At 72.3% G+C, this 21,062-nt stretch carries 19 protein-coding genes; 8 read left to right on the forward strand and 11 right to left on the reverse strand.

The annotated features are described in order from the left end of the window. Window positions 1-82 precede the first annotated feature (82 nt). The 3 genes from Val02_RS45800 to Val02_RS45810 all read left to right on the forward strand — a co-directional run bounded on the left by Val02_RS45800 (window position 83) and on the right by Val02_RS45810 (window position 3,703). Window positions 83-1,351: a glycosyltransferase family 4 protein gene (locus tag Val02_RS45800; RefSeq protein ID WP_203905672.1), complete on the forward strand. Its 1,269-nt coding sequence runs from the start codon at window positions 83-85 to the stop codon at window positions 1,349-1,351. Between the two features lie 26 nt (window positions 1,352-1,377). After that, a complete protein-coding gene (gene wecB / locus Val02_RS45805; RefSeq protein ID WP_239153840.1) occupies window positions 1,378-2,478 on the forward strand; it encodes a non-hydrolyzing UDP-N-acetylglucosamine 2-epimerase in 1,101 nt (366 codons plus the stop codon). Between the two features lie 106 nt (window positions 2,479-2,584). Further along, entirely contained in the window at window positions 2,585-3,703 is a 1,119-nt protein-coding gene (locus Val02_RS45810) for a glycosyltransferase family 4 protein (protein ID WP_203905674.1), read from the forward strand. 23 nt (window positions 3,704-3,726) lie between these two features. Here the strand turns inward: Val02_RS45810 and galE are convergent, their stop codons facing one another. From galE to Val02_RS45835, 5 genes are read right to left on the reverse strand one after another with little or no spacing between them, the layout of a single operon-like run. Then, window positions 3,727-4,773 carry a UDP-glucose 4-epimerase GalE gene (galE, locus tag Val02_RS45815; RefSeq protein WP_203905675.1) on the reverse strand — a complete coding sequence of 349 codons (1,047 nt, stop codon included), beginning with the start codon at window positions 4,771-4,773 and terminating at the stop codon, window positions 3,727-3,729. A gap of 15 nt (window positions 4,774-4,788) precedes the next feature. Continuing rightward, complete coding sequence (wzy, locus tag Val02_RS45820; protein WP_203905676.1) at window positions 4,789-6,198, reverse strand: O-antigen polysaccharide polymerase Wzy; 1,410 nt, start codon at window positions 6,196-6,198, stop codon at window positions 4,789-4,791. Window positions 6,199-6,245: 47 nt separating this feature from the next. Next, on the reverse strand, window positions 6,246-6,938 hold the full coding sequence (locus tag Val02_RS45825; protein ID WP_203905677.1) for a CDP-alcohol phosphatidyltransferase family protein: 693 nt from the start codon (window positions 6,936-6,938) through the stop codon (window positions 6,246-6,248). Beyond that, the gene (locus tag Val02_RS45830; RefSeq protein WP_203905678.1) at window positions 6,935-8,173 is read right to left on the reverse strand and encodes a polysaccharide biosynthesis protein; all 1,239 of its coding nucleotides are present in this window, start codon (window positions 8,171-8,173) and stop codon (window positions 6,935-6,937) included. Before Val02_RS45830 ends, Val02_RS45825 begins: the two co-directional genes overlap by 4 nt. After that, the gene (locus Val02_RS45835; RefSeq protein ID WP_239153841.1) at window positions 8,164-9,651 is read right to left on the reverse strand and encodes a tyrosine-protein kinase domain-containing protein; all 1,488 of its coding nucleotides are present in this window, start codon (window positions 9,649-9,651) and stop codon (window positions 8,164-8,166) included. Before Val02_RS45835 ends, Val02_RS45830 begins: the two co-directional genes overlap by 10 nt. Before the next feature lie 146 nt (window positions 9,652-9,797). Between Val02_RS45835 and Val02_RS45840 the strand changes: the two genes are divergently transcribed. Next, window positions 9,798-11,732: a nucleoside-diphosphate sugar epimerase/dehydratase gene (locus tag Val02_RS45840; RefSeq protein WP_373318069.1), complete on the forward strand. Its 1,935-nt coding sequence runs from the start codon at window positions 9,798-9,800 to the stop codon at window positions 11,730-11,732. Window positions 11,733-11,771: 39 nt separating this feature from the next. Here Val02_RS45840 and Val02_RS45845 read toward each other — a convergent pair whose 3' ends face one another. Then, a complete protein-coding gene (locus Val02_RS45845) occupies window positions 11,772-13,625 on the reverse strand; it encodes an ABC transporter ATP-binding protein (protein WP_203905680.1) in 1,854 nt (617 codons plus the stop codon). A 68-nt stretch (window positions 13,626-13,693) separates the two neighbouring features. Here Val02_RS45845 and Val02_RS45850 point away from each other — a divergent pair, with 68 nt between their 5' ends. Further along, window positions 13,694-13,936: a PqqD family protein gene (locus tag Val02_RS45850; protein WP_203905681.1), complete on the forward strand. Its 243-nt coding sequence runs from the start codon at window positions 13,694-13,696 to the stop codon at window positions 13,934-13,936. Here the strand turns inward: Val02_RS45850 and Val02_RS45855 are convergent. Further along, window positions 13,926-14,732, reverse strand: coding sequence for a hypothetical protein (locus tag Val02_RS45855; protein WP_203905682.1), 807 nt, complete (start codon window positions 14,730-14,732; stop codon window positions 13,926-13,928). The genes Val02_RS45850 and Val02_RS45855 overlap by 11 nt on opposite strands. Window positions 14,733-14,817: 85 nt before the next feature. Between Val02_RS45855 and Val02_RS45860 the strand changes: the two genes are divergently transcribed. Both Val02_RS45860 and Val02_RS45865 read left to right on the forward strand, forming a co-directional pair. Next, on the forward strand, window positions 14,818-15,024 hold the full coding sequence (locus tag Val02_RS45860) for a hypothetical protein (protein ID WP_203905683.1): 207 nt from the start codon (window positions 14,818-14,820) through the stop codon (window positions 15,022-15,024). 20 nt (window positions 15,025-15,044) lie between these two features. Then, window positions 15,045-16,001 (forward strand): nucleotidyltransferase family protein, encoded by a 957-nt coding sequence (locus Val02_RS45865; protein ID WP_203905684.1) that lies wholly within the window; start codon window positions 15,045-15,047, stop codon window positions 15,999-16,001. Here the strand turns inward: Val02_RS45865 and Val02_RS45870 are convergent. The 3 genes from Val02_RS45870 to Val02_RS45880 are packed head-to-tail and all read right to left on the reverse strand — an operon-like array spanning window position 15,965 to window position 17,983. After that, window positions 15,965-16,750, reverse strand: coding sequence for a class I SAM-dependent methyltransferase (locus tag Val02_RS45870; RefSeq protein ID WP_203905685.1), 786 nt, complete (start codon window positions 16,748-16,750; stop codon window positions 15,965-15,967). The genes Val02_RS45865 and Val02_RS45870 overlap by 37 nt on opposite strands. Then, the gene (locus tag Val02_RS45875; RefSeq protein ID WP_203905686.1) at window positions 16,747-17,661 is read right to left on the reverse strand and encodes a M28 family peptidase; all 915 of its coding nucleotides are present in this window, start codon (window positions 17,659-17,661) and stop codon (window positions 16,747-16,749) included. The genes Val02_RS45870 and Val02_RS45875 overlap by 4 nt, the downstream gene beginning before the upstream one ends. Window positions 17,662-17,674: 13 nt before the next feature. After that, window positions 17,675-17,983 (reverse strand): antibiotic biosynthesis monooxygenase family protein, encoded by a 309-nt coding sequence (locus Val02_RS45880; protein WP_203905687.1) that lies wholly within the window; start codon window positions 17,981-17,983, stop codon window positions 17,675-17,677. Between the two features lie 55 nt (window positions 17,984-18,038). Here Val02_RS45880 and Val02_RS45885 point away from each other — a divergent pair, with 55 nt between their 5' ends. After that, a complete protein-coding gene (locus tag Val02_RS45885) occupies window positions 18,039-19,007 on the forward strand; it encodes an acyltransferase family protein (RefSeq protein WP_203905688.1) in 969 nt (322 codons plus the stop codon). Here Val02_RS45885 and Val02_RS48510 read toward each other — a convergent pair. Continuing rightward, the gene (locus Val02_RS48510; protein WP_203905689.1) at window positions 18,992-20,899 is read right to left on the reverse strand and encodes an Hsp70 family protein; all 1,908 of its coding nucleotides are present in this window, start codon (window positions 20,897-20,899) and stop codon (window positions 18,992-18,994) included. The genes Val02_RS45885 and Val02_RS48510 overlap by 16 nt on opposite strands. Between the last annotated feature and the right edge of the window lie 163 nt (window positions 20,900-21,062).

The raw sequence follows: 21,062 nt of genomic DNA on the forward strand, positions 1-21,062 counted from the left end.
GAAGCGCAGGAAGCGCAGCGACCGGAGCGACGAGGGAAGGCGGCGCCACCAGCGCCGGCCCGCAACCGCGCGGGGAGCAGAGATGAGGGTCGGGATTCTGTCCCAGTGGTATCCACCTGAGCCGGCGTCCATCCCCGGCACCCTCGCTCCGGAGCTGGTGTCGCGGGGGCACCAGGTCCGGGTCCTGACCGGATATCCCAACTATCCGGGCGGCCGGCTGTACCCGGGTTACCGGCAGCGCTGGCGCGAGCTGTACCGGGAGAACGGCGTCCTCGTGCGGCGTGTGCCGCTGTACCCGAGCCACGACGCCAACGGCCTGCGCCGCGCGGCCAACTACCTCTCGTTCGCGGCCACCAGCACCGTCGCCGGGCTGAGTCACCTGCACGGCGCGCAGGCGCTGTACGTGTACCACCCGCCGGCGACGGCGTTCGCGGGCGCGGCGCTGCTGCGTCTCGTCGACCGTGTGCCGGTGGTGCTGCACGTCCAGGACATCTGGCCGGACTCGGTGACGCTGTCGCCGATGTCGCCGGGTGGGCGTTCCGGGCGGGTGGTGCACCAGGCGCTCTCGGCCACCATGCGCCGCGTGTACCGGGCGGCGCACAGCATCGCGGTCATCGCCCCGTCCATGAAGGAGCTTCTCGTGGAACGCGGCGCCGACCCGGAGAAGGTGCACGTCGTGCTCAACTGGGCCGACGAGCGCCTCTTCCACCCGGCGCCGACGACCGGTGCGGCCCGTCGGGAGCTGGGCGGTTACAGCCGTCGCGTGGTGGTGTTCGCGGGCAACCTCGGGGCGTTCCAGGGATTGGAGACCGCGGTCCGCGCGGCGGCGGCCGCGGAGCACGTCGCCCCTATCGACCTCGTCATCATCGGCTCGGGAACGGCCGAAGCGTCGCTGCGTCGGCTCGTCGCCGACCTCGGGGCGGGCAACATCCGCTTCCTCGGCCGGCGCTCGCCGGAGCAGATGGCGCCGCTGTACGCCGCCGCCGACTTCCAGCTGGTGTGCCTGCGCGATCTGGACATCTTCCGGGGCACCGTGCCGTCCAAGCTGCAGGCCGCGCTGGCCTGCGGCGCACCGGTCATCGTGGCCGTCCCGGGCGACGCGGCAAACATCGTGAACGAAGCCGGCTGCGGCCTCGTCGCACCGCCTGAGGATTGGAAGGTGCTGGCGAACCGGTTCATCGAGGCGGGGACGATGCGCGGCGGCCGCTGGGCCGAGATGGCGCACGCGGCGCGCGAGACGTACACCCGGCGGATGTCCCTGCGGGTGGGCGTGGGCCGCCTGGAGGCGTTGCTGACGGCGGCCGCCGGATCGTCCACTGTGGACCGCGAACGCCTGGTGGGTGCGCGATGAGCCCGCGGGCGGCACCAACCAAGGTCATGACGGTGGTAGGTACCCGGCCCGAGATCATCCGCCTGTCCCAGGTGATCCGGCGCCTCGACTCCACTGTGGACCACGTGCTCGTCCACACCGGGCAGAACTGGGACCCCGCGCTCTCCGACGTCTTCTTCACCGACCTCGGCCTGCGCCAGCCGGACCGCTACCTGAAGGTCGACACCACGTCGCTCGGCCGGGTGCTCGGCGGCGTCCTCGCCGGTGTCGAGGAGGCCATCCGGGACGAACGCCCCGACGCGCTTCTGGTGCTCGGCGACACGAACAGCTGCATCGCCGCCCTGATGGCCCGAAGGATGCGCGTGCCCGTCTACCACATGGAGGCCGGCAACCGCTGCTTCGACCTGAACGTCCCCGAGGAGACCAACCGCCGCATGGTGGACCACGTCTCCGACTTCAACCTCGTCTACACCGAGCACGCCCGGCGCAACCTCCTCGCCGAGGGGCTGCATCCGCGCCGCATCCTGCTGACCGGCTCACCGATGCGCGAGGTGCTGTCCACATTGGACATCGACGCCTCGCAGGTGCTGCGGCGCCTCGGCCTGGAACCGGGCGGCTACTTCGTGGTCAGCGCGCACCGCGAGGAGAACGTCGACTCGCCCGCACGGTTGACCGCGCTGTTGGACTGTCTGCGCGCCGTCCACGCCGAGTGGGGGCTGCCCGTCCTGGTCTCCACGCATCCGCGCACGAGACAGCGACTGGCCGGCCGCGAACTCCCGGAGGGGGTGGCGTTCCACGAGCCGTTCGGGCTGGTCGACTACGTGCGCCTGCAGACGCGGGCGTACTGCGTGCTCTCCGACAGCGGCACGGTCAGCGAGGAGGCCGCCATCCTCGGCTTCCCCGCCGTGACGCTGCGGGACTCCATCGAACGCCCCGAGGCCCTCGACAGCGGCGCGATCCTCATGACCGGCCTCGACCCGGGCGGGGTCGTGGAGGCGGTGCGGGTCGCCGTGGCCGGTGCGCCGCCGCCGTGTCCCGAGGAGTACCGGATCACCGACACCTCCCGACGGGTCGTGAACTTCATCCTGTCCACCGTTCGACGCCACCACGAATGGGCGGGCATCCGAACCGCAACGGCCGGAGGCTGAACGCCATGCACGTCCTGCTCGTCGCCGACGGCCGCAGCCCGCACACCCTGGCTGGATCCGCGGCACGAACGAACTCGGACTCACCACGACCCTGCTCTCCAGCAGGTTGCTGAGCCGTGCCCAGTTCGATCAGCTCGCCGACGCGGTCGGCGCGCAGCGCGTCCACCAACCCACCGACGCATGGAACAGGCTGCGGACGCACATCACGCCGGGGGCACCCGTCCATCGGCTCATCGCACGGCCGGCGCGTGCCACCCGGCCGGCGACGCGCCCCCGGCCGGAGCGGCAGCGGGTCGAGCCGCGCGTGGTGACCCACCTCGAACTCCGTGCCGCCCGACGGCTCAGCGCCCGGCTCGACGCGCTCGCCGCCCGGGTACGGCCGGACGCGGTGCACGCGCTGCGCATCCAGTACGAGGGCATCGCCGCGCTCGGCACCACCCTGCCGTTGGCGGTCTCCACGTGGGGCAGCGACCTCATCGTCACCGGCCGGTCGGACCCACGGCTCGGTGCGGCCACCCGGGCGGTGTTGCGGCGCGCCGACGTCCTGTTCAGCGACTGCGCCCGCGACGTCGACCTCGCCAACCGGTACGGGTTGCGCGCGGAGACGGCCACCGCTGTGGTGCCGGGCAACTTCGGGGTGCCACTGGAACGGTTCCCGGCGCCCGATCCCGCGCTGCCGCTGCGGTTCGGGCTTCGGCAGGCGCCGCTCGTGGTGTACCCGCGTGGCGTGCGCGGCTTCGTCAACCACACCGGGTTCCTGGCGGCGGCACGCGAGTTGGTCGCCGACGGCGTCGACGCGTCGTTTCTCGGCGTCGGGATCGACGCGGTCGCCGGTGCGGAGGCCGAGATCGCGGGACGGATCCGTTGCACCGGGCAGCTTCCGCTCACCACGATGCTCGATGTCGCCGCCGCGTCCGCGGTCACCGTGTCGCCGTCGCTGGCCGACGGGATCCCGAACTCCGTGCTGGAGGGCATGGCGGGCGGTGCGATCCCGGTCTGCGGCCCGCTGGAGTCGCTGCGCGAACTGGAACACGACGGCGCCGTCATGGTCTGGTGCGATGCGTACGACACCGCGTCGATCGCCTCGGCCGTGCGGACGGCGTTGCAGTTGGCCGCCGATCCCGCCAACCGCGAGCGCAACCGCACACTCATCGCGGAGCGGTACTCCACCCGATCGGCGTTGCACCGGGTGGCCCGCGCCTACGGAATCCTGGTGCCGCACTGACCTCCGCGGCGGTCGGGCCCGGCTCAGTCGGAGAGGCGGGCCGCGAGCGCGAAGCGGTCGAACGTCTCCGCGACGCCGAGCCGGGCCGAGTGCCGTAGCCGCCAGGCCAGAGCGGTGCGGATGCCGTCGTCCAGCGACAGCCGCGCCCGCCAGCCGAGCAGCGCCTCAGCCTTGTCGTTGGCGGTGTAACAGCCGGCGACGTCCCCGGGGCGCGGCGCCGTCTCGCGCACCGCGATCCGTTCGCCGACGACCCGTTCGAACGCCGTCACGACCTCGCGCACGGTCGTACCCACGCCGGTCCCGAGGTTGAAGATCTCGTGCCGCCGTACGCCGTTGGGCGGCAGCAGCGCGTCCATCCGCAGCAGTGCGGCGAGGTGCCCGTGCGCCAGGTCCCACACGTGGATGTAGTCACGCAGCCCGGTGCCGTCGCGGGTCGGGTAGGTCACCCCGGTGATCGGGAACGGCTCACCGGCCAGATAGGACTCGATCAGCCGGCCGAGCGCGTGCGTCGGCGCGACGGCGTGCTGCCCGGTCCGCAGCCGGGGGTCCGCGCCGATCGGGTTGAAGTAGCGCAGGATCACCGCGCGCAGGTCGCCCGCGGCGCAGGCGTCGGCCAGCACGCCCTCCACCATCGCCTTGGTGCGCGCGTACGGGCTGTTCGGCGCGACCGGGCACATCTCGTCGACCCGGAAGCCGGGCGCGCCGGCGTAGACCGCGGCCGAGGAGCTGAACAGCACGCGCCGGCATCCGTTGCGCACGAGGCTGCCGAGCAGCTCGATGGTCTTCGCGACGTTCTCCCGGTGATAGCGCAGCGGGTCGACGACCGAGTCACCCACGACGATCAGCGCGGCACAGTGAACGGTGGCGGTGATCTCCGGGTGTTCCCGGAAGATCCGGTTGACGAGTGCACCGTCGGCGACGTCGCCCTCGTAGAAGATCCGCCCGACGACGAACTCGCGCGGGCCGGTGGAGAGATTGTCGAGGATCACCGGGACGATGCCGCTGTCGAGACACGCGGAGGCGATCGTGCTTCCGAGATAACCGGCGCCGCCGGTGATGAGCACCTTCACGCTCCAGCCCCGTCCTCAGTTGTGGTCGAGTCGTACGACAACGGGGGTCAGGGTCGGACCGGTCCGGCTCCGGCCGGCCCGCCAGGAGTACGCGACGGCCGCGAAGCCCAGCACGACCGCGACGATCAGGCTGGGATAGAAGATGCTCTTCACCGCGCCCAGCACGTCCGAACGGATGCTGAACGGCAGCGTGCCGATGGCGAGCGCGTAGGCGAGGTAGGTCGCTCCACGCGCTCCCGGCGTGAACCGCGAGTAGAGCCACGCGATGATCAGCCCGTAGACCAGCGGCACCAGGAACACGCCCCAGACACCGAAGTTCAGCATCCCCTCGGCGGGCAGGCTGAAGCCGTAGCCCTCCTGGTCCGATCCCCAGCCGGAGATGCGCCGGAACACGAACGCGCCGGTGTCGTCCGGAGGGCCGAAGAGCGCGTTCGCCAGCGGGCCGGGCAACTGTCGGACGAGCCCGGCGACGATGGTGCTGCCCTCCAGGAATCCACCGCCCGCGAGGACCGACGCGGTGACACCCGTGGTGAACGAGACCGAGGCGAGATCGCCGAGCAGCACCAGCGGGAGCGGGCGCTCGGCACCCCCGCCGCCGACCGCCGCGGTGCGGTACTCCACGACCACGTAGGCGAACAGCAGGACGCCGAAGACGCCTGCCGCGGTGCGCACGATCGTCAGGCGGCCGCGCAGCGTGGAGAAGAGCAGGATCAGGAGCATCACGCCGAGTGCCGCGCCGCGCCGGCCGTTCAGCCCGCTGAGAATGATGGCGGAACCGACGAGCAGCCAGTCCGGCGGCGCCAGCAGCGATTTGTCCTGCCGGTAGCGGGCCACCAGCAGCAGGAGCACGGCGGCGAGCACGAGCATGTCGTTCAGCGCACGCACGGAGTCGACCAGCGTGACGCTGTTCTGGCCGAGCCCGCGGGTGCGGACGGCGTCGTTGAGGTAGCCCCAGCTGCTGAGCAGGAGTGGACTGCACATGAGGAGCCGCCCGGCGAGCAGCAGCAGCCGGTCGTCGAGGTTCTCCGCGACGACCCGGGCCTTGCGGGCGAACGGCGCCGCGCATCCCAGGACGAAGCCGAAGGCGGCCAGTGCCATCAGCTGCGGGGTCTGCGGGCTGAGCAGCGCGCGCCGGGCGACCCCGACCCCGTCGCCGGTCCACCAGATGTACGCCGTCGGCCCGAGGCACGCCACCGCCACGTAGATGCTCGGGAAGAGCAGCGGGTGGAACGGGTCGAAGCCGCCGTTGGCGCGGGTGCGCCGCACCGCCGTCACCGCCGCCGCCACCGCTACGAGTGCCGCGCCGATGATCGCCGCTGCCGCCGAGTCCGGCACGAGGTCGGGGATCCGGCCGAGGATGGAGCCGATTCCGACCACCGCGGCCACGCCGACGACATAGACGACCAGGTTCTGGTGACGCGACACATCGTCACGATATCCGCTTGTTTTACCCGTATTGCGGCTTTCAGTGATTACCGGTGGCTCATGCTCGCCGAGGCCGCCACCGCGATCCGGACCAGCAGCAGTACACAGTGGACGGTGACGAAGACCTGGATCAGCGCGACCGTCCACTTCGGTTCGACGGCCAGCACGAACCCGAACACCGTCACCACCGAGCCGTAGTCGGTCAGCAGTCCGCCCAGGCGGGCCAACGGGTTCTCCTCGTGACCGAACAGGCTGCCCTCCGCGCTGCCCCGCACGTACGACTGCGGCGCCAGCATGTTGGCGATCCACACCCCCGCGAACGCCGGCGCCAGCCAGTCCGGCGCGTCCGGCGACACCGTCGACACGACGCTGGAGACGGCCACCACCAAGGAGATCTGGACCGCTGCGTCACACAGCACGTCCACCCGCGCGCCGGCCGGGCCGGTCCGACCCGTGACCCGGGCGAGTTGGCCGTCCGCGCAGTCGAACGAATAGGCCAGCTGCCACAGCAGCCAGGCGTACCCGGCCGACGCCGGCCCCTGTACCAGGAGCAGCACCGAACCGGCCGATCCGAGCACGAGATTCGTCACGGTGAGCACCGTCGGCGCCAGGCCGAGCCGGAAGGCCGGCACACACAGGTACGAGCCGATGCGCTGGTTCACGAGGCGGGTGAACAGGCCACCTCCGCCGTTGCGGGCCAGGAACTCGGCGGCACCGGGCCGGGCGTGGGCCGTCGTCACGGGCGACCGCTCCGGACCGTCGACCGTTCGGTCCGGGCCCAGAACATCAGCGCCACGCTCGCCGCCACGGCCTCGGCCGCCAAGGTCGACACCGCGGCACCGAGCACCCCCAGCAGCAGCGCGGCCGGCACGAGAACGACGGTGAGCACCACCGCGATCAGGCACATGAGCCGGTTGGCCGCGTGATAGTCGCCGCCACCGAGCAGGTTCTGCAGGAAGGCGCGGTTGAGCGTCGCGAACGGCAGCGCCACCGCGAACACGCGCAGCCAGTCGGCGGACTCCGGCATCGGCAGCCGCAGCAGCGTCCCGGTGATCCAGTCCGCCGTCAGCACGAGCCCGGCGGCCACCACGACGGAACCGACCAGCGTGCCGATCTCGATGTCCCGGTTCGGTGCCTGCGCGGATCCCCACGCGTCGCCGAGCCCGTGACGCTGCCGGGTGCGGTTGGCCATCGGCACCTTGAGCGCCGCCTGCGAGACCCCGAGCAGGGCCTGGAACGCGCCCATCACGGTGCCGAGGCAACCCATGACGCGGGTGGAGGCAACGAGGGAGAGCGCGATACTGACGATCCGGCTCACGTGCAGGTCGGCCAGCGTCAGCACGAACAGCTGGCGGTTCATCCGGAACGCGCTCAGCCCGGCCTTCCAGGAGAGCCCGACCAGTGCCCTGCGCCGCAGCCACGACGACGCGCCGAGCGCCACCTCGAAGCCGACGAACTGGGCCAGGGCCGCGTAGGCCACCGCCTTCGTCAGCGTGACGTCGGCCGCCACCAGGGCGACGGCGCACACCTTGCTGCCACAGACGCCGATCGCGCTCGCCACGAAACGCTTCTGTCGCGTGAGGTCACCGAGCTGGAGTTCGCCCATGTTGTTGCAGAGCACGGCGACGCTCACCGCGAGCACCGCCGCCCAGGTGTAGCCCCGGTCGGTGTAGACGAACCCGACGACGGCCGTCCCGACGAGCAGGCTCGGCAGCACGATGAAGATCCGCTGGCTGCGCACCGCTTGGCGTTCGCACTCGTCGCCGGTGGCGTACAACAGCGTGGAACCACCGGCGACCAGCACCGGCACCAGGGTCAGCACCGACGTCACCACCGAGTAGGCGGCGATCTCGTCGGTGCGACCCTGCCGGGCGCTGAGAGCGAGCACGACGGCGTTCATCGCGCCGTTGATGAGAATCGAACCGGAGGCGACGATCGAGTCGCGCCGGTCCCGCGCAGCCGCTCTCAGCTCCACGACGGCGCGTTGACCCCGTCGTGGTCGGCGCTGTGCGCGCTGGACTCCTTGCGTGCCTCGGTCGGCGGGCCGGACGGGCTGGCGGCCACCCCGACCAGCACCGACTCGGTATCCGGCATCGGCATGGCACCGACGCCCTCCGTCCGGTCGGCGCTGTAGTCGTAGTAGTGGTACGGGTCGGACTCGTTGATCGCGACCATGTTGAAGACGCAACCCAACAGCCGGGCGTCGACCGTCTGAAGGGCGCGGACCGCGGTGTCCGTCTGCGAAGTCGTGGTGCGGCCCGCCCGGGTCACCAGGACCGCCCCGTCGGCGCGGACCGCCGCTACCGCCGCGTCGGTGACCGGGAGCAGCGGGGGCGTGTCGATGATGACGATGTCGAACTGGCTGCGGAACGACTCCAGGAGGTCGGCCATGTGCTGGGAGCCCAGCAGTTCGCTCGGATTGGGCGGGAGGAACCCGCTCGGCAGCAGCCACAGCCTGGTCCCCCACAGCTGCGCCACGTCCTCGACCGAGGCCTGTCCGGCGAGAACGTTCGTCAACCCGATGGCCCCCTCCACGCCGAGGTACTGGGCCAGCCGGGGCCGGCGCAGGTCGGCGTCGACCAGCAGGACCCGCTTGCCGGCCTCGGCGAACACGATCGCCAGGTTGCACGCCGTGGAGGACTTGCCCTCGCCAGGTACCGCGCTGGTGACCACCAGGCTGCGGATCGGCCGGTCGACGTCGACGAACTGGAGGTTGGTGCGCAACTGGCGCAGCGCCTCGGCCCGGGGTGAACGCTTGCCCGAGCCGACCACGAGCGGCGCCCGGCGCGCGATCGAGTCGAACGGCACCGAGGCCAGCACGGGCGCACCGGCGAGATTGCCGAGCGCCTCGGGCGTCTTGACGGTGGTGTCCAGCAGCTCGCGCAGAACGGCGAAGCCGGTTCCCAGGAGCAGACCGCACAGGGCGCCGAGCACGAGGTTGCGGATCGGCCGCGGGGCGACCGGCGCGGGCGCGGCGACCGGACCGGCGACGACCTCGACCTTGACACCGGCTCCGGGCGCCCCGGGTGCCGTCTCCAGGATCTCCACCAGCCGTTTGAACTCCACGGCCACGGCCTCGGCGATGTGCTGCGCGCGGCTGCGGGACGAGTCGGTGACGGTCGCCTCCAGCAACACCGTCTCGGGCACCGGATTGGCGGAGATGCGGGCCTGGATCTGCCGCGGCGTCAGGTTGAGCGAGGGATCGGCCGCGACCGCGCGGGCCAGCCGGTCGCCGGAGAGCAGGTTGGCGTAGGACTTGACGCGCTGCTGCGAGAAGAGGCCGCCCTGGTAGTCGACGGAGTCGGGCGTGGTGACGAAGAAGGTGACCGTGCTCGCGTACTGCGGCACGGTGTGGACGGTGATGACGCCGGCGAGAGTCATCGCCGCCAGGAGCGTCCCGACGACGATCCACCACCGCTTTCGGATCGCACGTACGTAGTCCCGCAGATCCACCTGACGTCCCCCTGTATCACCCGGATCAGACATTCGAACTCTAACCGCATTAACCGCGCGATACGAGCAATCAGGAAATACCTCTCTGATTCGGACTTATGCTATCCAGCGCACGACACCAGCGACACGGATCCAACGGGGGCACGGTGAAGGCGAAAGAGCAGCGTCAGATCTTCTCGTTGTGGGTCCGGCGACTGTCTCAGCTGTTCGCCGACACACTCGCCTGGCAGTTCGGCATCTTCGCCGCGGTCATCACCAGGTACGAGATGACCCTGAGCCCCTGGCGCTTCGCCGACACGGCCATCGTCGCCGTCGCCGCCGGAGTCCTGCACGCGATGCTCGGCCAGGCGCATTATCTGTACCGCGGCCGGTACCGCTACGGCAGCTTCGAAGAGGTCAAGGCGCTCACCAGCACCGTCCTCTGCACCGCCGCACTGATCCTGTTCGCCGACGTCACGCTGTTCCTGCGCCGGCCGGTGCCGGCCAGTGCCCCGATCGTCGGCGGGCTGCTGGCCCTCGTCGTCATGTTCGGCGGCCGGTACCTGCTGCGCCGCGTGCACGACCTGACGCTGCGGCCGGACCGCCGCGACGCCGCACCGGTGCTGCTCTTCGGTGCGGGTTCGGCCGCGCACGCCCTCGTCGCCGCCATGATGCGCGACCCGCGCGGCAAGTACCTGCCGGTCGGGCTGCTGGACGACGATCCCGGCAAGCGGCACCTGCGCGTCGACGGCGTTCCCGTGCTCGGTGGACGGGACGCGATCGGCCGCGCGGTGACCGCGACCCGGGCCGGGACGGTCATCTTCGCCGTCGCCAACTCCGACGCCGGTCTGGTCCGCGACGTCCGCACCAAGGTCCTCGAGGCGGGTGCCCGCTTCAAGATGGTGCCCTCGGTCAGCGAACTCCTCGACGCGCCGATCAGCGTCGCCCACGTCCGCGACGTGCAGGTGACCGACCTGCTCGGCCGCCACCAGATCGAGACCGACCTGGACTCGATCGCCGGGTATCTCACCGGCAAGCGGGTGCTGATCACCGGCGCCGGCGGATCGATCGGCTCCGAGCTGTGTCGCCAGGTGCACCGGTTCCGGCCGGCCGAACTGATCATGCTCGATCGGGACGAGTCGGCGCTGCACGCCGTGCAGCTCTCGCTCTCCGGACAGGCGCTCCTCGACACCCCCGACCTGGTGCTCACGGACCTGCGGGACGCCCGGGCGGTGCGGGCGGTGTTCGAGCAGCGCAAGCCGCAGGTCGTCTTCCACGCCGCGGCGCTCAAGCACCTGACGCTGCTCGAACGCCACCCCGGCGAGGCCGTCAAGACCAACATCCTCGGCACGCTGAACGTCCTCGAGGCCGCGGCCGACGTGGAGCGCTTCGTCAACATCTCCACCGACAAGGCGGCGAATCCGACGAGCGTTCTCGGCTACTCCAAGCGGATCACCGAACGGCTGACCGCCCACGCCGGCGGAACCCTCCCCGGAACCTTCCTGAATGTGCGCTTCGGCAACGTTCTCGGCAGCCGGGGTTCGGTGCTGACGGCGTTCAGCGCGCAGGTGGCGGCCGGTGGACCGGTGACCGTCACCCACCCCGACGTGACGCGGTACTTCATGACCGTCCAGGAAGCCGTGCAACTGGTGATCCAGGCCGCCGCGATCGGTCGCGACGGCGAGGCCCTCGTCCTGCAGATGGGCGAACCGGTGCGCATCGCTCAGGTCGCCCAGCAGATGGCGGACCTCGGTCCGATGCCGGTCGAGATCGTCTACACCGGCCTGCGCCCCGGCGAGAAGCTGCACGAGGAACTGTTCGGAGCCGGCGAACGCGACGTGCGGCCGCTGCACCCGTTGATCTCGCATGTCGAGGTGCCGCCGCTGGACCCGGCCCCCGCCCGTGCGCTCGACGCGGACGACGACCCCGGCATGCTCACCACGGCCATGCGGCACCTGTGCGACACCGGGGTCCGGGCGGAGCCCACCGCGGTCGGCACGTCGGGCACACCGCTCGGCGAGCTCTCCGCCGAGGCGGCCGAACTGCTCGGACTCCGCGCCCGGCCGGTGCCCGGGAACGTCCCCCAGCCGGTCCGCTCCTGACGTCGACCCCCGGCCCGGGCACAGTGCCTCCGGCGTGCCTCAGGCCTCGGCCAGCCGGTGCCGACCGGCGTGCCGCTCGGTGACGTATCCCTCCGCCTGCAGCAGGAACATCGCCGCGTAGTGCCCGCCGGCCGCGAGCAGTTCGTCGTGGGTGCCCTGCTCGACGATCTTGCCGCCGTCGAGCACGACGATCCGGTCGGCGAACCGGACGTTCGACAACCGGTGGCTGATCACCAGCGCGGTGCGGCCGACGGCAAGGGCGCGCGCACTCTCGAAGAGTTCGTGCTCGGCCTGCGGGTCCAGCGCGTTGGCCGGCTCGTCCAGCACCACGAACGGGGCGGCCCGATGAAACGCCCGGGCCAGTGCGATGCGTTGCCACTGCCCGTCGGACAGGTCGGTTCCGCCGGCGTACTCGCTGCTCAGCACGGTGTCGTAGCCGTCGGGGAGGCGTTCGATCACATCGTGCGCGAGGGCGGCGCGAGCGGAACGCACCACATCCGTCCGGTCGGTCCGGTAGCCGAGCGCGATGTTGTCGGCGGCGGACAGCGGGTAGCGGACGAAGTCCTGGAACACGACGGCGATCCGGGCGCGCACCGACGTCGGGTCGAACGCCGACAACTCCGTGCCGTCCCAACGGATCCGGCCGGAATCCGGTCGTAGCAGCCCGGCCAGCAGCATCGCCAGCGTGCTCTTGCCGGAGCCGTTCTCCCCGACGAGCCCGATCACCTCGCCCCGCCGGATGCGCAGGCCGACACCGTCGAGTGCCGGCGCGGTGGCACCGGGGTACGTGAAGCGCAGTTCCTCCGCCTCCAGCGTGCCGAACCCGGGCGGCGCGGCCGGCCGGACGGCCCGCGGCGGCGGTGCGAGGCGGGTGAACTCGGCCAGGTCGGTGAGGAAGAGCGCGCTCTCGTACAGCGTTCCGAGAGCGCCGAACGTCGACTCCAGCCGCGACGCGAGGAACCGGACGGCGATCGCCGCGGCGCCGGCTGCGGCGAGGGAGATCCGGTCGTCGAGCAGCAGCAGCACCAGCAACACCAGGGTCAGAATCGTCACCACCGTGGTGATGAGGCTGGTCAGCGCGGATTGCCGCTGGCGGGTGGCGACCAGGTCGGCGAGATCACGCAGGTGGCGGACGTAGGCGCGGTCGTGCTCCGCCCGCAGCGACTCGACCAGGTTGTACGCCCGCACCTCCTTCGCCTCGTTCCGGCCGGTGAGAACGGAGCGCAGTTGGTCGCGCAGCCGCACCGTCGGGCTCTGGCTCACCCCGAACGCGAACTCGGCCGCTCCGCCGCGGCGCAGCACGAGCAGCAGCGGCAACCCGGTGGCCAGCAGCAGCGGCACCAGCGCGGGGTGCAGTGCGGCCAGAACGCAGACCAGTCCGACGACGCCGGCCGCCCCGCTGAGGAAGCCCATGAGTCCGTGCGTGACGATCGTCGGCCGCGGCACGGCGTTGGCCTGCACCCGTTGCAACTGGTCGAAGAAGGCCGGGTCGTCATAGCGCTCGAGTTCGACGGCACCGGCGACGTCGAGGATCTGCGCGTCGACGAGCATGCCGGCCCGCGCACCGAGCACCCGGTGCTGCAGGAGCAGTACCTGCGTGAGGAACCCGGCCGCGGCGGTGGTGATCGCCAGCCCGGCGAGCGGTGCGAGCACCTGACCGAGGTCGGCGGCTCCCCGGTCGGCCGAGAGCACCGCGGCGAACGCCGCCCGCCCCAGCAGCACCTGCGCGGCGAGCAGGACGGCGGATGCCAGTTGAGCCGCCACGACCAGGTCGAACCGGCGCCGGTCCGCGGCGCGCACGAGGCGCACGGCGTTGCGGATGGTCGCGACGAGGGTCCGAACGGCCCGGACCCGGGCGGGAACGATGACGGCGAGAGGTCTGACCTGCGGCACTTGCCAACATTATGGGACACCGCTCGCAACTACTGCTATATGGTGCGTTTGTGCTGAAGATCAATGAAATGGCCGTTGAATGGCGGCGCGTCGACGACGAAGTGATCGCTCTCGACGTTGCCCGGCGGGAGTACTTCGCGATCAACGACAGCGGCGCGACGCTCTGGCCGCTGCTGGTCGAGGGGACCACCGAGGAACGCCTCGTGGACGCCCTGACCGACCGGTTCGACGTGCCCGAGACGATCGCCGCCGACGGCGTGCTGGCGTTCCTGTCCGAACTCGACGGACGCGCCCTGCTCCTCAGGGGTTGAGCACCGCCTCGGCGACCTCGTCCATGCAGTCGAACGTCTTCGGCCGTTCCAACCGCACCATCGGCAGCGCGGCGAGCGCCAGCGGCACCGCGAGGTTGCCGTCGACCGGCTGGGCGGTCCGGTGAGTGGCCACGATGCCGAGCCGTTCGCGTGGCGGCACCGGCTCGACGCGCACCCTCGGCCCCCAGGCGAGAACGACCGTGCGGACCACCGGCGCGCTGGCCCGACGCACCGGCGGCAGCTCGAACCGCCGCCGCTCGTCACCGCGCACGATCCGGCTGCCGCGTTCGAGGTCCAACCGCTGCGCGGCGTCGGCTCGTAGGTCGAGGCAGCGCGGACCCGCGTGCGCCAGACCGTCGCGCACGTTCAGGTGGTCGTCGGTGAAGACCTCAAGCCCGGCCCGCAGTGCCAGCCACGCCATCGTGGACGTCTTCCCGCCTCCGGCCGGCGCGAGCACCGCCACCACGCCGTCGTGGGTGAGGACCGCCCCGCCGTGCAGGCAGTCGCCACCGCGTTCGAGGGTGACGGCGCAGACGGCGAGTGCGAGCAGCGGGTGGATCAGGCCGTCCCGGTCCGGTTGCCCCTCCCCGGACCAGCTCACCTCGTCGCTTCCGGGCCGCGTGTGGACCGCCCAGCCCTCGCCGGAGAACGCCTCCCGCCAGCCGTGGGCACCGCGCCCCGGCGCCCCGATCCGGACGGTCAACGCCGGCCAGTCCGTGCCGGCCTCGTGCAGGTACCGCCGCCCGAAGACGGCCGGGTCGAGACGGAATCCGTAGGCGCCCACATGTTCCGTCACGAAAAACCCTCCGTATGGTGCAAATCATCTAAAATTAGGTCGAAGACTCACTTTAACGAATCGTCAGCGTCAAAAGGAGAAGAGAATGCCGAGCACGCTCGAAACGGCACGGGGATCGCAGGAGTACACGCAGCCCGCCCTGGAAACGCTCGGCTCCCTCCAGGCGCTCACCAAGGGCGCCGGACCCGGCGGGCGGCCCATCGTCATGCAGACCGGCCTCGTCATGGCCGCACCGGGCCGATGGACCGATGCCGAACGGCCGGTCGAGATGGCCCGCGGCCGCACCGCCTGATCCGCGAACGGAGTCCAGCGATGAGCGCCACGACCGGCCGGATCAAGGCCGTGAACTCGCTGCGGGTCGACCTCGCCACGGCCGAGTGCGTCGCCGCGCTCACCGCCGCCGGTATCGCACATCTGCTCCTGAAGGGGCCGACCACTGCCCGTTGGCTGTACCGGGACGGCGTTCCCCGGGGGTACAGCGACAGCGACATCCTCGTCCCGCCGTGGGAACGCGCCCGCGCGATCGACGTCCTCGCCGGACTCGGGTTCGACGACAGCCAGCGGGGACGTCCGGCCCACGAGTGCGGCTGGGTCCACGCCACGGTGCTGTACCGGCGCGGCCTCGACCACGCGGACTGCGTGGACCTGCACCACAACCTGTCGCACGTCCCCGGCGACGGCACCGCCGTGTGGCACGTCCTGTCCCGTGACGCGGAGTGGACGACCGTCGCCGGCCAGCCGGTCCGCATCCCCGGCGAGGGCGCCCGCTGCCTGATCCTCGCCCTGCACGCCGCGCAGCACGGAAAGCACGAGGAGAAGCCGCTGGAGGACCTGCGGCGCGGACTCGCGATCGCCCGGCCGGAGGCCTGGACGGAGGCGCGTCGCCTCGCCCAGGAACTCGGCGTCGCGCAAGCGGTCGAGGTCGGCTGCCTCATCGCGGGACACCCCGGTGCCGCCGGCGAATGGTCCGACATGCCGGTGGAGATGCGGCTGCGCGCGGTGGGCGCGGCGTCCGGCGCCAGGACGCTGGCCCACCTGATGCGGATGCGCGGCGCGGGCCGGTTGCGTGAGGCGGCGCGCCGGACAGTGCCGTCGCGCGCCTTCATCCGCGAGGTGTACGGGCCACAGACCCCGTTGGCAGTGGGGTACGCGCGCCGGTTCTGGTCGATCGCCGCGCGGGTGCCGCGTGCCGTCCGGGATCTCCGCACGGCGTCCGCGGCGCCGCCGGAGTTCTACACCGCCAGCCCGACGGCGAAGCCGGAGTCGTAGGGTCCGCTGCCCTCCGCCCGGTAGACGACCGGCCGGAACCCGCCGTCGCGCAGTTCCGACTCGATCTCCGGGCCGGTGAAGCGGTGCACGAAGTTGGGGGCCAGGTCGTCGCCGAGTTCCACCCGCCGGCCGCGGCGCGTCACCCGGGCCGCCGCGGCCACCAGCCGGGCCCGCCACTCGCGGGGCTCACGGGTGAAGAACGACATGAGCAGCGGCGCGTCCGGCACCAGCGGGTCCCGCAGGCCACGCAGGAACGCGACGCGCCGCTCCCGGTCCGGGATCAGCATGTAGGAGCCCCAGCCCACGATCACCCCGTCCGCCGACCCGTCGACCGTGGGCGCCAGGTCCCGGGGCGTCTCACAGAGCGCGGCGCCGCGCCGGTCCAGGCGGTCGAGCAGCGCACGACCCACCGTCACGAGTTCCCGGTTGCACTCGAACCCGAGGACGCGATACCCCCGCTCGGAGAGCGCGACGACCTCCCGCCCGCCGCCCGCACCGGTCACCAGGAGGGTCCCGCCGCGCGGGAAGTACTCCGCGAGCACGCGCTCCTCCCAGTCGAACAGGCCGCGCAGATTGTGCGCGTCCGAGTGGTAGACCCGACGGCGTCCGTACTCGTGCTGGTCGACGGCGTGCAGGTCGGCACGGTCGAGCAGGCCGAGCCAGACGCCGGTGTGCACGGCCGCCAGCGCCCGGCCGGCGGCGGTGTTCCAGCGGCGCCAGGCGAGGTAGGCCCGGGCGGCGCCGGTCACTTCTGCCGCACCAGGTGCAGCAGGACCCGGCCGATCGCGTCCAGCGACGCCGGTTCGCACGCGTCCGGGGTGTCGGCGACCGTGTGCCACTGCGGGTAGGAACGGTCGATCAGCAGCACCGCGGGCACCCCGGCGCGCTGCAGCGGTACGTGGTCGTCACCGACCCGCGCGGCCGGTCCGTGGAAGCGGCGCTCCAGGCCGAGGGCAGCGGCGCTCGCGTGCACGGCGTTCCAGAGCGCGGGCGCCTGCGCCACCGATCGGGTCTCCGTCGCGCAGCGCATACCCCGGCCGCCGATCATGTCGATCACGACTGCGGCGTCGGGGCGCCACTCCTGCCTCCGGCGCAGTGTGCGTGCGAAGAGCCGGCTGCCGTAGCAGTACTCGCCCAGGTCCTCGCCGTCGAAGAAGGCGAACGCCACGGACTGCGCCGGGCGGACGGCGCGCAGCGCGCGGGCCAGTTCGAGCAGAACGGCCACCCCCGATGCGCCGTCAGAGGCCCCCGGGGCGGGCTCCGCGCGGCGTCGCGGATCCGGGTCGGCGTCGGCGACCGGACGCGTGTCCCAGTGCGTTCCCACCAGGAGGGCTGGACGGCCACGGCGGTGGGTCCCGTGGATCAGGGCGAGCACGTTGGTCATCGGGAACCGGCGGCCGGCTCCGGCGCCGGTCGCTACCCGCTGCACCCAGTCCTGGACCATCACCTCGTCGGCGCAGCGGGACAGCCGGTCCAGCAGAAGCTCCCGGGTCGCCCGGTGCCCCGGAGCGCCGGGATACCGGGGACCGAGGTCGTACTGGGCCCGCAGGAGCGCCCACGCCCGCCGCGGCTCGAAGTCGCCGCCCTCCGCCGTGGCGTCCACGGTGGCGACGGGTGTCAGGGGCGGGACCGCGAGGGGTCGGACAAAACGGACACGCACCCCAGGAATATAGCTACTTCGTCGGCTCCACGGCCTGGATGACCTCGAACTCCAGCAGTTCGGAACCGGAGGCCACCGGCGCGGCCCGGGGACCCGAGTGCGCCGCCCGCGCCGGCCCCTGCGCCCACGCCTGGAACGACTCCTCGCTGTCCCAGCGGGTGTAGACGAAATAGCGCGTGCCGCCGCCGACGGGGCGCAGCAGCTCGAAGCCGAGGAAACCCGGCGAGTTCTCCACCGCGCCGGCGCGGGCGGCGAAGCGCTTCTCCAGTTCGGGCCCGGCGCCCTCGGGAACGTCGATCGCGTTGATCTTCACGACAGCCATGGCTCAGCCTATCCAGCCGACATCGGGCCGCCGTCGCGGCGCATACCGTTGGCCGGTGCGTGACCGGTACCTGGACCTGCTGCGGGCGATCGCCGTCGGCCGGGTGCTGGTGTATCACGTCTACGGCTGGGCCTGGCTGACGTTCGCGATGCCGGCGATGGGCGTGATGTTCGCGATCGCGGGGTCGCTGACGGCGGCGTCACTGGCCCGTTCGCCGGCTTCCGCCGTGGTGGGCGGTCGCCTCCGGCGCCTGCTGCCGCCGCTCTGGCTGCTCGGCGCGGTGGCGCTGCCGGTGATGGCGTTCGGAGGGTGGCGGCCGGACTGGCGGGTCGTGTGGTGGGTGCTGCCGCTCGGCGACCCGGTCGGCAGCGACGACGGGCTGCCGTACTGGGAGGTGCTCTGGTACCTGCGGGCCTACCTGTGGTTCCTGCTGCTGTCGCCGGTGCTGTTCCGGCTGTACCGCCGCGCGCCGTGGCCGACGGTGGCGCTGCCGCTGGTGCTGCTGGTCGCGGTGCGGACGAGCGGGTTCGCGCTGCCCGGGGCCGCCGACAACGTGCAGTGGGATCTGCTGACGTACGGGGCATGCTGGGTCGCGGGCTTCGCGCATCGGGACGGCCGGCTCGCCGCGCTACCCCGTCCCGCGCTCGCCGCCGTGGTCGTTCTTCTTTCCGGGGGAACGGTGGGCTGGCTGCTGATCGAGCCGGTGCCGTCGCAGGGCGATCTGGACTCGGTGCCGGGGGCGCAGGCGCTGTGGTCGTTGGCGTTCGTGCTGGTGATCCTGCGCCGGCGGCCGGCCGTAGCGGCATCCCCGGTGCTGCGCTGGGTCAACACCCACGCCGTCACCATCTACCTGTGGCACAACCCGATGATCTTCGTGGCCGGGTTGATCCCGGTCGCCTCCGGTTGGACGCTGCCGCTGACCGTCGCGCTGACCGGCGTGGCCGTGCTCGTGGCCGGCCCCGTCGAACGCGCCGCCGCCCGCTGGAGCCGGGCCTCTCCCGCTCCCGTCTACGCGAACCGGTAGGTGTTGCCCACGTAGGCGGCCCAGTCCTTGGTGGTGACGCCGTTCTTGGTGCTGCCCTTGAAGTTGGCGCCGCCCGGCAGGATCTCGATCACCACGGAACCGCCCGACCCGAACGTGATCTTGCCGGAGTGCACGGCGGCGGTGCAGACCGACGAGTCGAGCGTGTACGCGTCGGTGCCCCACACGTCGTAGGCACGTCCCGACGCCGGACACGCGAACGACACCCGCGTGCCCACCTTCGACCCGCCGAACTCGGTGCCGTTGGTCTGCCACGTCACGTCCGCCGCGACCCGGCCCGGCGGCGGCGACGCCGTCCCGTCCGCACCGTCGGCGCCCTCGTCCGGCAGCAGGGCGAAGATCCCGGCGACCGCACCGCCGCAGACCAGCACACCCGCCGCGACGAAGACCGCGACCAGCCCCTTCGGCATGCGTCCCGCCCCCGGCGGCCGCGGCGAACCGGGACCGGGCGGCCCGCCCGCGGGAGGCAGCGGCGGCCGGGCACCCGACGCGGCGGACCACGGTGGGCTCTGGGCCGGCGGGCCGGACACGATTCCGCCCGGCGCGGCCGACACCGGTGCACCGCCCCACGGCGGTGTCGCCTGCCCCGGCGCACCCGACGTCGGCACGCCGCTCGCGAAACCCGACGCCGCGTGCGCCCCCGCCACGCTCTGCTGCCCGCCGGCATAGCCGGCGCCCTGCGGGCCGGCCGGGGTGAAGCCGGGCGACGCGGGCTGTGCGGGCTGGGGTGGCGCTCCATGGGCGTAGCCCGCCGGCGGTGTCTGCTGGCCGGCCGGGTAGCCGCCGTACGCCACGGAGAGCGTGCCGACCGTCCGCACGCTGCCCTGGGCGACGACCAGTTCCGGCGACTCGACGACCGTCGGCGGGCGGCCGAGCGACTGGTGCAGCATCGTCGCCACCAGCGGGATCCGGCTGCCGCCACCGACCAGGAAGACCCCGGCGACGTCGTTCGGCGTGACGCGCGCGGCCGCCAACGCCGCGCGGGTGGCCGCGATGGTGTTCTCCAGCAGCGGCCGCGCCAGCTGCTCCAACTGCGTGCGCGCGAGCAGAACGTCCTCGTCGGTCAGCGGCACGTTGATCACCGTGGAGGTGGTGCGGGAGAGCATCTCCTTGGCCGACCGCACGTCGTCCCAGAGCAGCCGGTGCGCCCGCCGGTCCGCCGGCGTCGCGGGTCGGGTCAGCCGCGCCCACACGTCCGGGTGGTTGGCACCGTGCACCGCGCCCAGGTAGCCGACGATCGCCGCGTCGACATCGAGGCCACCGCCCTGTGCGAGGCCCTCGGCGGCCAGCACCTCGAAGCCGTTCGGGCCGCGGCGCACCACCGTCGCGTCGAACGTCCCCGCGCCCAGGTCGTACACCACGACGCTCTGCCCCGGCGGAACGGCCGCGCCGACGATCTCCACGAAGCTGGTCGCCGCCGCGATCGGCTCCGGAACGAGCACCGGCCCGCGCAGCCCCGCGCGTTCCGCCGCCGCCACGAGGATGGCCCGCCTGGTCTGCGCCCACGCCGCCGGGTACGTGATCGTGACGGCCAGCGGCGCCCCGCCCGCGACCCGGTGCGCCTCGGTGACGACCCGGCCGAGCACGGCGGCGATAAGGTCGGCCACCGGCACCTCGGCATCGCCGAGCAGCACCGCGTACTCGTCGATCCGCCGCTTCGGGTTGGGCTCGTACGACTCCGGATTGGCCCGCGCGGCGTACACCGCGTCCCGCCCGACGAGCAGCGCGCCGGACGGGTCTCGACAGACGGCCGACGGCAGCGACGGCGAACCGTCGAAGAGCAGCGAACGGATCTGCCCGTCGGGGTAGGCGAGGACGGCCGCCGTGTTGGACGTGCCGAAGTCGATACCGAGCCGTAGGCCTGCGGGGTGCACGGCGCCAATATACGGACCGCTACCGCCCCCGAACATCGATCGCCCGGGGCATCCGCGCCCGCCCGGCTACGGCCGGCGGTGGTAGATGTTGCGACGTGGGCGTCTCTGTGGGTCGAGGTAGGGCGGTGGGAGGAATTCGGGTAGGCCGTCGTCGGCCATCCGG

It is taken from the genome of Virgisporangium aliadipatigenens (genome assembly GCF_016863615.1).
Taxonomy (GTDB): Bacteria; Actinomycetota; Actinomycetes; order Mycobacteriales; family Micromonosporaceae; genus Virgisporangium; species Virgisporangium aliadipatigenens.

Excerpts from the sequence above, each read along its gene's own strand:
- Val02_RS45850 (WP_203905681.1), top strand. The coding sequence starts at position 13,694 with ATGGCCGTTGAATGGCGGCGCGTCGACGACGAAGTGATCGCTCTCGAC.
- Val02_RS45880 (WP_203905687.1), bottom strand. The coding sequence starts at position 17,983 with ATGGCTGTCGTGAAGATCAACGCGATCGACGTTCCCGAGGGCGCCGGG.
- wecB (WP_239153840.1), top strand. The coding sequence starts at position 1,378 with ATGACGGTGGTAGGTACCCGGCCCGAGATCATCCGCCTGTCCCAGGTG.
- Val02_RS45860 (WP_203905683.1), top strand. The coding sequence starts at position 14,818 with ATGCCGAGCACGCTCGAAACGGCACGGGGATCGCAGGAGTACACGCAG.
- Val02_RS45865 (WP_203905684.1), top strand. The coding sequence starts at position 15,045 with ATGAGCGCCACGACCGGCCGGATCAAGGCCGTGAACTCGCTGCGGGTC.
- Val02_RS45800 (WP_203905672.1), top strand. The coding sequence starts at position 83 with ATGAGGGTCGGGATTCTGTCCCAGTGGTATCCACCTGAGCCGGCGTCC.